At 68.0% G+C, this 10157-nt stretch carries 9 protein-coding genes; all 9 read right to left on the reverse strand.

The features are described from left to right. Nucleotides 1-189: 189 nt before the first annotated feature. Complete coding sequence (locus tag NLX83_RS31725; RefSeq protein WP_254238905.1) at nucleotides 190-1278, reverse strand: acyl-CoA dehydrogenase family protein; 1089 nt, start codon at nucleotides 1276-1278, stop codon at nucleotides 190-192. After that, on the reverse strand, nucleotides 1275-1532 hold the full coding sequence (locus NLX83_RS31730; RefSeq protein ID WP_254238906.1) for an acyl carrier protein: 258 nt from the start codon (nucleotides 1530-1532) through the stop codon (nucleotides 1275-1277). The genes NLX83_RS31725 and NLX83_RS31730 overlap by 4 nt, the downstream gene beginning before the upstream one ends. A gap of 32 nt (nucleotides 1533-1564) precedes the next feature. Beyond that, nucleotides 1565-2536, reverse strand: a complete 972-nt coding sequence (locus NLX83_RS31735; protein WP_308209414.1) for a beta-ketoacyl-ACP synthase III — start codon at nucleotides 2534-2536, stop codon at nucleotides 1565-1567. A gap of 4 nt (nucleotides 2537-2540) precedes the next feature. Next, nucleotides 2541-6362 (reverse strand): non-ribosomal peptide synthetase, encoded by a 3822-nt coding sequence (locus tag NLX83_RS31740; RefSeq protein WP_254238907.1) that lies wholly within the window; start codon nucleotides 6360-6362, stop codon nucleotides 2541-2543. Between the two features lie 114 nt (nucleotides 6363-6476). After that, nucleotides 6477-7025: a TetR/AcrR family transcriptional regulator gene (locus tag NLX83_RS31745; protein WP_254238908.1), complete on the reverse strand. Its 549-nt coding sequence runs from the start codon at nucleotides 7023-7025 to the stop codon at nucleotides 6477-6479. Then, nucleotides 7025-7366, reverse strand: a complete 342-nt coding sequence (locus NLX83_RS31750) for an agmatine deiminase family protein (RefSeq protein ID WP_254238909.1) — start codon at nucleotides 7364-7366, stop codon at nucleotides 7025-7027. The genes NLX83_RS31745 and NLX83_RS31750 overlap by 1 nt, the downstream gene beginning before the upstream one ends. 264 nt (nucleotides 7367-7630) lie before the next feature. Further along, nucleotides 7631-8278, reverse strand: coding sequence for an HD domain-containing protein (locus tag NLX83_RS31755; RefSeq protein ID WP_254238910.1), 648 nt, complete (start codon nucleotides 8276-8278; stop codon nucleotides 7631-7633). Nucleotides 8279-8287: 9 nt separating this feature from the next. Then, nucleotides 8288-9478 carry a helix-turn-helix domain-containing protein gene (locus NLX83_RS31760; RefSeq protein ID WP_254238911.1) on the reverse strand — a complete coding sequence of 397 codons (1191 nt, stop codon included), beginning with the start codon at nucleotides 9476-9478 and terminating at the stop codon, nucleotides 8288-8290. 81 nt (nucleotides 9479-9559) lie between these two features. After that, nucleotides 9560-10147, reverse strand: coding sequence for a hypothetical protein (locus NLX83_RS31765; RefSeq protein WP_254238912.1), 588 nt, complete (start codon nucleotides 10145-10147; stop codon nucleotides 9560-9562). Between the last annotated feature and the right edge of the window lie 10 nt (nucleotides 10148-10157).

Below are 10157 nucleotides of genomic sequence, written 5' to 3' on the forward strand. Positions count from 1 at the left end.
GGTGCGCGTGCCATACGCTTGTCGCGAGGGCCGGGGTTTCATCCCGTGCCCCCGGGAGGCCCAAGGGCACGCGCAAGGGGCCCCAGGTCAAGCCGACCCCACCGCTGGTACCGACGCGGGCTGGAAGTCCAGCGACCCACGCTGGAAGCCCAGCCCCGCCGGAAATCCAGCAGGAAGCCACAAACAACCTCACCCCCTCCTCCCCTCAGGCACAACAAACCGCTTGTAAATCAACTCCAACATCACATCCTCCCCACCCTCCACAATAGCCACATACCGCATATCCCTCATCAACCCCCCAATAGCACTCGCATCCGTATACCCCATCCCCCCAAAACACTCCGACCCCACAGACGCGATCCCCCACCCAGTCTGCCCACAAAAAACCTTCGCCAGCAAAGCCGACTTCAAAGCTCCTCGCCGCACGAACTCCCCAGCCGGATCGTCCCCAGCCATGACCGCGTCATACTCCCGTGCGGCCTCCAAACAAACGCCACGCATCGCCAAGATACCGACTTCCATCTGAGCGAGCTTCGCCGCGAACACGGGATTCCGCGCCAGCACCGATCCCTTCAGCTGCTTGGTCTTCGCGTACGACATGCAGAGGTCCCGGATGCGACGCGCCATGCCGAGCGCGGTCGCGGCGATCAGCACCCGGCTGGCGTTGAGCCCGACCTCCAGCAACCGCAACCCGTGTCCTGCAAGCACCGAGGGTACGACACAGTCCACAAAGGACACTTGGTAGACCGGCGAGGTGTTCAGCCCCAACGTGTTCCACCGCCGCCCGATGACGACACCCGGTGTCGAGCGGGGCAACGCCGCCGCCACGTAGGGCACGTCCCCCTCGGCTTTGGCGAACACCACGAGGAAGTCGGCCTCCGCGGCGTTGGTGGAGAACATCTTGTCTCCGTTGAGGACGAGGTCGTCGCCGCGCTTGACCGCGGTGGTGCCCATGCGCTCCAGCTCGCTGCCCGCGGCGAGCTCACTGCCGAGGGTCGCGCAGTACCCGCCGTTGCGCGCCAACTCGCCCAGGCTGGCCGAGCGGAACCGCGCGTCGCCGTAGAGCGAGATCAGGCTGGTGCCGATGGTCGACACCAGCGAGGTGAACGCGAGTCCCGCGTCGCGGTAGGCCAGCGTCGCGGCGATCTCGACACTGTCCTCAAGGGACACTCCGTGACCGCCGACGTCCTTGGGCAGCCACCAGTTCGCCAGGCCGCTGGATCGGAAGTCGGCGTCGGTGCGGACGAACTCGCGCACCTCGGCGAGCACATCGGTCACTGCTGGGCCTCGGCTTTGGAGACGGCGGCTTTGGAGACGGCGTCCAGGAGGTCACCGACGGTCTCGGCGAAGGTGAGGTCGTCGTCATCGGGGACGATGCCGAACTCCTTGCGCAGCTTCATCGTGAGCTCGACGATGACCAGCGAGTCGAACCCGAGCTCCTCCAGGGCGGTCGCGGGTGTGAGGTCCTCGGCGGGAACCTCGCACTGGTCGCTGATCATGTTCAGGAACACGGTCTTGATGGTGGCGTCCACGGTGTTTTCTCCTTCTCAGACGGGATGCTGGCTCAGGCGGTGATGCTGATGCCGGGCCAGGTGAGCGCGATGGCGCCCCAGGTGAGGCCCGCGCCGAACCCGGTGAGCACGACGCGGTCACCGGGGCGCAGCCGTTCCTCGCGCACCCCGTGGGCGAGGGCGAGCGGGATGGACGCGGCCACGGTGTTGCCGACGTCGCCGATGTTGGTGATCGTCCTGGCCGGGTCGAGCCCGAGCTGGTCGGCCACGGCGGCGAGGATGCGGGCGTTGGCCTGGTGCGGCACCAGGTGGTTGACGGACTCGACGGACCAGCCGAGGCCGGACAGGACGCGCTCAACGGACTCCGTCATCCGGATCACGGCGTTGGTGAAGACCTGCTTGCCCCGCATCTGGAAGTGGCCGCGCGGCGGAACGACCAGCAGGTCCACCTGGCTGCCGTCGCTGCCGAGGTCGAAGCCCAGCAGCGCGCCGTCCTCGCCCTCGCGCCCGGCGCGCAGCACCACCGCGCCCGCGCCGTCGCCGATGAGCGCCCTGGTGGTGCGGTCGGTGGGGTCGAGGGTGGTGGAGAACGTGTCGGCGCCGATCAGCAGCACGGTCTCGAACAGCCCGGAGGAGATCAGCGCGGCACCGGTCGTCAGGAGGTAGAGAAATCCGCTGCACGCCGCGGAAACGTCGTAGGCGGGGCAACCGCGCAGCCCTAGTCGGTCGGCCACCTGAGGCGCGGTCGCCGGGCACGACTGGTCGGGCGTGGTCGTCGCGAGCAGCACGGCGTCCACAGTGGACAAACCGGCGGACGCGAGTGCGCGCCTGCCCGCCTCGACCGCGAGATCACCGGTGCCGACACCGGGATCGGCGATGTGCCGCTGCCGGATTCCGGTGCGCGTCCTGATCCATTCGTCGGAGGTGTCCAGGGCCTCGGCGAGCATGTCGTTGGTCACCACGCCCGGTGGCAGGTGGACACCGAGCCCGGCCAGTACGGCGCCGCGCCCCATGGTCTTTCTCACGTGGTCAGTCCTTTACGAGATCTACGAGTTCGGCGAGGTGCTTTGCCACAACGCCGACGTGGGGTTCTTCGATGATCGTCAGATGGTCGGCGGGCACGTCGATCACCTCGACCCGCCCGGTGGTCCATTCCGCCCAGCCGTAGGTGGCGTCCGACTGTGCGAATCGCTGTGGGGAAGCCGTGGCGCGCAACAGGGTCACGTCCTGGTCGATGACTCCGGGCCGGTAGCTCGTCAGCGCCCGCCGGTTCGCGGTGAACATGTGGAACAGGCGGCGAACCTCGTCGTGCGCGGTCTCCTCGGGGAACACGCGCGCGTTGATCGCGTGCTCGGCGACGTCGTCGAGCGTCACGGCGTCACGCTCGATTCCCGTTAACTCCCAGAGGAAGTACGCCAGCAGCACATCGTCATCCACCTCGTGTCCCGAGACGGCGGAGTCGATGGCGAACACCTGTGCGACATCGGGCAACTGCCGAGCCATCTCCGCCGCGACGAGTCCGCCGAACGACCACCCGCCAAGCAGGTAAGGCCCTTCGGGGCGAACCCGCTTGATCGCCGCGACGTACCGCGCGGCCATCTCCGGCACCGAGACGGGCGGTTCCGAACCGGACTGAAGCGCGTAGACCGGAATGTCCAGGAGCGCCAACTGTTCCGCGAGCGTCCTGTAGCACAGGACTTGCCCGCCAACGGGATGCACGAGGAAGACCGGCGTGCGACCGCCTCGCGTGCAGAAGGGCACCAGCGGATCGAATTCTGTTGTGGCGGAACGAGATCGCTCGGCCAGCTGCGCCACAGTCGGATTGGCCAGCACATCGGTCAACGCGAACCGCACGCCACGCTGCTCGGCCAACGCCCTGATCCGCAGCAACAGGATCGAATCGCCACCGAGCGCGAAGTAGTTGTCGTGCACGCCAACGGATTCCAGGCCGAGAACCTGCGCGATGATCGCGACCAGCTCGGCTTCCACCGCGTCGCGCGGAGCCACACCGGCCGCGCGGTCCACCACGGGCTCCGGCAGTCGCCGAGCATCTGCTTTGCCGTTCGGGGACAACGGGATCTCATCGATCCGCACGAAGTACGCGGGAATCATGAACTCCGGCAACGACGTCACCAGCGCCGCCCGCACGTCCAGCTCGGCGTCGCTGACGTAGTAGCCCACCAGATGACGCCCGTGCGTCTCCGACGTCCGAGCGACCACGATGGCGTCCCGGACTCCGGGCACCACGGCGAGCCGCGCGCGGACCTCACCGAGTTCCACCCGGTTCCCCCGGATCTTGACCTGGCCGTCCATCCGTCCCAGGTACTCCAAGCTGCCGTCAGCCAGCCACCGTGCGAGATCGCCGGTCCGATACATCCGCGCGCCAGGGACGAACGGGTCGTCGACGAACTTCTCCGCCGTCAACTCCGGCCGCCCCAAGTACCCACGGGCGACACCGACACCGCCGATGCACAGCTCGCCAGGAGCGCCCATCGTTTGCGGCCCACCGTGCGCGCCGAGCACGTACAGGCGCGTGTTGTCGATCGGCCGCCCGATCGGCACCCGCGCGGGGCTTCCCGGCGGGCAGTCGTAGAACGAGACGTCCACCGTCGCCTCGGTCGGCCCGTACAGGTTCGCCAAGCGCGCCCGGGACCCGAGCACTGCCGAGAACTGGGCGACCCGCGCGGGCGGCAGTTCCTCACCGCTGCACACCACCAGTCGCAACGTTTCCGCCGCGCCCGGCGAGCTCTCCAGCACATCGAGGAACGGCCCGAGCATCGACGGAACGAAGTGCACCACCGTGACCCGGTTCCGCTCGATCGCGCGCAGGATCTCCCGTGGATCGCGCTCCGCTCCAGTAGGCGGCAGCGCGAGGCGAGCGCCGGTGAAGGTCCACCAGAACAACTCCCACACTGACACGTCGAACGAGATGGATGTCTTCTGCAGCAACACATCCGACTGACCGATCGGGTAGGTCCGCTGCATCCACCACAGCCGGTTCACCACCGATCGGTGCTCGACCATGACGCCCTTGGGTCGCCCCGTCGAGCCCGATGTGTAGATCACGTACGCGAGATCACCCGAACCCGCGACAGGCTCGACCGGCTCCCGATTCTCTTGCACAGCGGCGATTTCCCACACCGGTACGGCAACTTCCGGCTCGGCCACACGGGTTCCCAGGAGCACGACCTTCGCGCCACTGTCCTCGATCATGAAACGGACGCGCTCGGCGGGATAGCCCGGATCGATCGGCACGTAGGCTCCACCGGCCTTCAGCGTGCCGAGGATCGCGACCATGAGGTCAATCCCGCGCTTGCTGAGCACGACCACTCGGTCTCCGGGTGAAATCCCGTTATCCCGCAACGCTTTCGCGATCCCGTTCGCCCGCGCGTCCAGCTCCGCGAAGGTGACTTCGTCCTCATCCGGGCCGATCACCGCCACCTCGTGCGGGGTGCGCGCCACCTGTTCGGCGAACAGCTCGGGCAAGGTCTTGTCGGCCGGGAACTCCGCCTCGGTGGCGTTTCGGCCGTGGACCAGGGCTTCGTGCTCGGCCTCGGACAGCAGCGGCACATCGGCGAGGCGCTGTCCCGGCTCGTCCACCAAGGCACGCAGCGCGGTGACGATGTGTTCGGCGGCGGACTCGATGGGGAAGTCGATGTCGAAGATGTCCTGGGCGTATTCGATGCTCACCAGGAGATCGCTCGTATCGTCCAGCTCGTAGATCCAGATCGACAGCGCGTTCTGGTCGTGGGCCCGCGCCTGCGCAACGGTCTCCCGCCGCACGCCGGGCGTCGGCGCGGCGCTGGGCCAGCGCAGATACGAGATCACCGTGTCGAACAGCTGCGGCGCGTTCCCCGCCCGAGGCAGCTCACGCAGCGCTTCGCTGAGCGGCAGGCGCTGGTGCCGCAGCAGAGCCCTGGTCGCCCCGCGGACCTCGGCGAGCAACTCACCCGCCGCCACGTGCGGAGCCGTCACCACCCGCAGCGGCAGGGCGTTCGCGAACTGCCCGACCGTCCGCTTCGCCATCGGGCCGGGCCTGTTCAGCACCAGCACACCCAACGACACTTCTTCGGATTGGTGCACCCGCCCCAGGTAGAGGGCGACCGCGGCCGCGAAGAGCACGAACGGCGAAACGCCCGCTTCCTTGCCCTTGCTGATCAGCGCCCGCTCCACGGTGAACTCGTGCCGTGCCATCGAACGCGCGCCGACCGGCGCTTTTCTGGCGAACAACACCGGATTCGTCTTGGCGAGGACTTCACCGAAGAACGCTTTGGCATCCGCGTACTCGTTCGAACGCCGATAGCGCTCGTCCTCGGCTATCGCATCCAGGAACGACGGCGACACGAACTCTTCGACCGCACTCGCACTCACCCGCCGCGCATAGTCCGCACGCACCTGTGAAATAAACAGATGCAGTCCCCATGCATCCGAAATAATGTGATGCGCCTGAACATAGGCGTGCGTGACCGTTTCGCTCTCCTTGAGCAGGACCAGGTCGTGGACCGGACCCGCCGCGAGGTCGTAGACGGCCGCGAACGAGTCCCGCATCCACCCGGCCACCGCGGCGGCGGGATCGCGGTGCCCGGACAAGTCCACGCGCCGCACCGTGACCTGGTCCTCGTCGGCCAGCCACTGGCACGGGACACCGTCCACCTCGCCGAACCGCAACCGGAAGACGTCGTTGCGCCGCGCCGCCGCAGCCATGCACTCCGCCAGCACATCGACGTCCAGCGCACCGGTGAACCTGTCGCGGATGAACACGTTGTACTGCGGGAGATGCGGGAACAGCGAACTGGCAACCCAGATATCCCGTTGTGCGGAAGTCAGCGGGAACTGAGCAGGGATGAACATTCCCGAAACGTTGTTCGACCGAGCGTAAAGACGACGTGAATATCGGGAAAGAAATTTTTCAGCAGTGCGCCTTCCGCTACCCGGAAAAGAACAGTCGAACGCCGTCGCCCTCTGCTATTGACCCGCGAGAGTCCGCACGGCCCGGGTGAGGATTTCGCGAGCGCGCTCCACCGTGATCGAGCCGCTGTGCCAGCGTTCGCTGAGTCCTTCGACGAGAACGGTGAGGTGTTCGGCGGTGAGCGCCGGGTCGTCGGTGACGCCTGCCTGGTGGAGCAGCGCTTCGACATCGGCGTTCCGCTGGCGCGTGGTGGCGCGCAACGCCTCGCGCAGGTCGTGGTCGAACACCGCGCTGGCCCGGAGTTCGCCCCAGGCGATGCTGTTCTCCCGAACGTCGTCGGTGTCCTGGAGTTCGAGCAGCAGCATTTCCTGGAGTTGTTCCAGGGGGTCGGCGGCGAGGGTGATCGCGGTGTAGCTCAATGCGTTGTGGTTGATGTGGTCGAGTGCGCTGTGCAGTACGCCCGAACGATCTTTGAAGTGGTAGTAGATGAGCGCGGTCGACACGCCCGCCTCGGTGGCGAGCTTGTCCACGCGCAGCCCGCGGACGCCGTCCTGGGCGATGACGCGGACGGCGGCCCGCAGGATCTGGGTTCGGCGCTTCGACATCAGTCGACCGGCTCCTGCTGGGTGGTGCAGTGGATTCCGCCGCCGCCCGCGGCGAGGGCGTCGATGTTGATCTGCACGACCTCCCTGCCGGGGAACAGCCGCTCCAGGGTGGCGCGGGTGGCCGGATCGGTCTTGGGATCACCGAACTCGGGGTCGTTGGCGCGCAACACTTCCGGCCCATCGAGGGTCTCCACCCGCAACGGCCGACCACGCGCGATGGTGGTGGCGATCCTGGCCAGGTCCTCCCGCACCCGCGGCAGCAGGCGCGCACCCCAGACCCGCTCGCTGGGCCCGAAGGCCATCCAGGTCCGCTTGTGCGGCTGCCCCTCCTCCGTCAGCACCAACCCACCCGCCGCCATCAGCCCGGACTTCACGAACCGCCGTCACAACACACCCGAACCCTAATCCTGACTAAATTTTCAGTCAAACCGCACGGCCGCGATGAGCGCACAGCACACACCGAATCCCTTACACTGAGCCCAATGCGCCTTCTCGTGACCTTCCCCCACCCCCGGGCTGAGGCCGTCTAAAGAACCCCGTTTCGTACTCTTAGCGGGATTTGGGAGCGCTCTCTTTCCCGCTATGAGTACGAAACGGGAAAAGCGTCAGGTTGGGGTGGGGGTTGGGGCAGAGCCGGGGGCGGACCAACCGCGACGCTCACCCTCGTCGATGAGCGCCTGACCGGCAGTCCACAGCGCGGAGGACGCCTCGCCGATCACGGCCTTCCGGGAACGCACGGTGTCGGCGGTGACGCCGGGGGACTTCCACGTGCCACCGCGAGCCATCCAGTTCAACAGCAACGGCTGCAGGCGATCCATGGCCTTCGCGAACCGCGCCTCCGGGGTGGCCCGAGCCTCGAACTCGTCCCACAGCGCCCGCATCGATGCGGCCTGGTCCGCGGGCAGCAGGCCGAAGAGCCGATCGGCGGCGGCCTCCTCTCGCTCCTGCTGGTCAGAGGAATCCGAGTACAGCGGCGTGTCCCCCGCGTAGATCTCGACGAGATCGTGCAGCAGCACCAGCTTCACGGTGTGCCCGACGTCGATCGGCGAATCGGAGTGCTCCGCGAGCAGCACCACCATCAGCGCGAGGTGCCACGAGTGCTCGGCGTCGTTCTCGCGGCGATCGGCGGCGGCCAACGGTGACTGGCGCAGGATCGTCTTGAGCCGGTCCACTTCGATCACGAAGGTCAACTGCGCGCGCAGCCGTTCGTCGATGACGTCCGGGAGCGGGGTCTGATCAGCTAGCAGGTCCACGTGAGACGACTATATGTCCTTGTCACCGCGGGCCAGCCGGTCTGCGCGCAACGCCACTTCCAGTTCGAAACGCGCGCCGGGATCGTTGAGCGCAGACCCGAACAGGTCCTCCAGCTGGTGCAACCGGTAGCGCACGGTCTGCGGGTGGATGCCGAGCCGGGACGCCACGCCGGGCGCGCCGCTGCGGGTCTCCAGCCACGCGAGCAGCGTCTCGGCCAGGCGTTCCCATTGCCGAGGCGTCAAGGGATCGAGGGGCGCCAGCCGCTTCCGGATCAGCGCGTCGCGCAGGAAAGCCTCGCTCACCAACCACAGGCTGGCCAGGTGGTCCGAACAGCGCAGGATCGGCTCGTCCGGCAGCACCCCGTCGCGGACCAGCTGCAACGCGCGCCGCGCCCAGCGCAGCGACTCCGCCGCCTCCTCCAGCCCCGCGAGCGGCCCGACAGCGGCACGCCCGCCGCGCAGGAGCTCGCCGAGGTGCTCGTCGAAGTCGATCCCCTCGGGCACGAGCAGGTGCGGCGCCGGACCCTCCAGGTCGGCGAGGATCGGGCCGTCCAGCCACGGTTCGGGTACCCCGGACGGGTCCAGCGCGACCACGTGCACGCGCGCGGGCAGCGGCCAGTCGACCGCGTCGGCCAGCTCCGAGATCACCTGCCGGGGCGTCGGCGGCTCCGCCAGGATCAGCTCCAACAGCCTGCGGCGGCGGCGTTCCCGCGAACCGCTGGCCTTCGCCTGCGCCGCGAGGTAGCCCTCGACGGCGAGCGCGGCGAGGTCGTCGATGTGCTCGAAAACGGCCTCGCCGAGCGCCCGCATGGTCGCGGTGGACAGCTGCACCTGCTCGCCGAACTCCGACATGCTGCGCCAGGCGATCCGCGCGCCGAGCCGGTAGGCGGCCTGCAACGTGTCCAGGCTGCGGCCCTCGCGGAACTCGCCGCAGCCGAGCCGCCGGTACATCTCCGCGCACGGGTCGAGCGGGGTCCGCGGGTCGGCGACGCGGTGCACGAACTGGATCAGCGCGTGCTCGATGCCGTTGGTGATCGCGTGCCCGAACGGCCCGTCCAGCGGCCTGGAGTACTCGGGTATCTCCTCCTGGATCCGGCTGAGGATCTGCTCGGTGACACCGGGTACCTGGGCGCGCATCAGGGGTGCGAGTTCGCTCGGCAGCTTGGCCCACGGGCTGCCCGCGTCGATCAACCTTGTCACGGCTGCCTTCCAACGGTGAAGGAGTCTCGACGACGGCGGCATGGGAAGGTTATTTCCACCAGTGCCGCCGGAACCAGCCGCCTAACCGGTGATTCGCTTCAGTTCCAACGAAAGCACGTTGTCCGGGCCGGGCACGAGGAGGTTGATGAGCGGTTCGGCGAGGAAGCAGCCGCCGAACGGCGGAAGCTCGTGCGTACCGGAGAGCTTGCCGCCGCGGATCGGGTTGAAGCCGGGCTCGGAGGTCAGCGCCACCACCATCGGCGTGCGGCTCTGGCAGGAATCCCCGACGAGCGCGGGGATTCCGCCCACGGTGACGTCGCTGAGCCTCACCCGCAGCTCCGAGCGCGAGGTGACCACGCCCGCGACGATCTTGCCGGTGGTCTGGCCGACGGTGAGGAACTCGACCTTCGCCGCGACGGGGAGGAATCCGAGCGCGGTGAACGTGGTGCGCACCGGCGGCAGGCTCAACGTGCCGGTGATCGAGCCGGTCGACGCCTCCAGTTCCGTGTTCAGCCTGCCGGGGCCGAGGTGCAGCGCGGAGCCGGTCTTCTTGATGGTGTCGGTCCCGGTCACCTCGTAGTCGATCTTGACAGCGGCCGCGGCCGGGCCTGTGCCGAGCAGTCCGAGCAGCAGGGGCACGGTGGCGAGCACCGTGATGACTCGTCGCATTGTGGTCTCC

It is taken from the genome of Allokutzneria sp. A3M-2-11 16 (assembly GCF_024213555.1).
GTDB lineage: Bacteria > Actinomycetota > Actinomycetes > Mycobacteriales > Pseudonocardiaceae > Allokutzneria.

Excerpts from the sequence above, each read along its gene's own strand:
- NLX83_RS31740 (WP_254238907.1), bottom strand. The coding sequence starts at position 6,362 with ATGTTCATCCCTGCTCAGTTCCCGCTGACTTCCGCACAACGGGATATC.
- NLX83_RS31745 (WP_254238908.1), bottom strand. The coding sequence starts at position 7,025 with ATGTCGAAGCGCCGAACCCAGATCCTGCGGGCCGCCGTCCGCGTCATC.
- NLX83_RS31765 (WP_254238912.1), bottom strand. The coding sequence starts at position 10,147 with ATGCGACGAGTCATCACGGTGCTCGCCACCGTGCCCCTGCTGCTCGGA.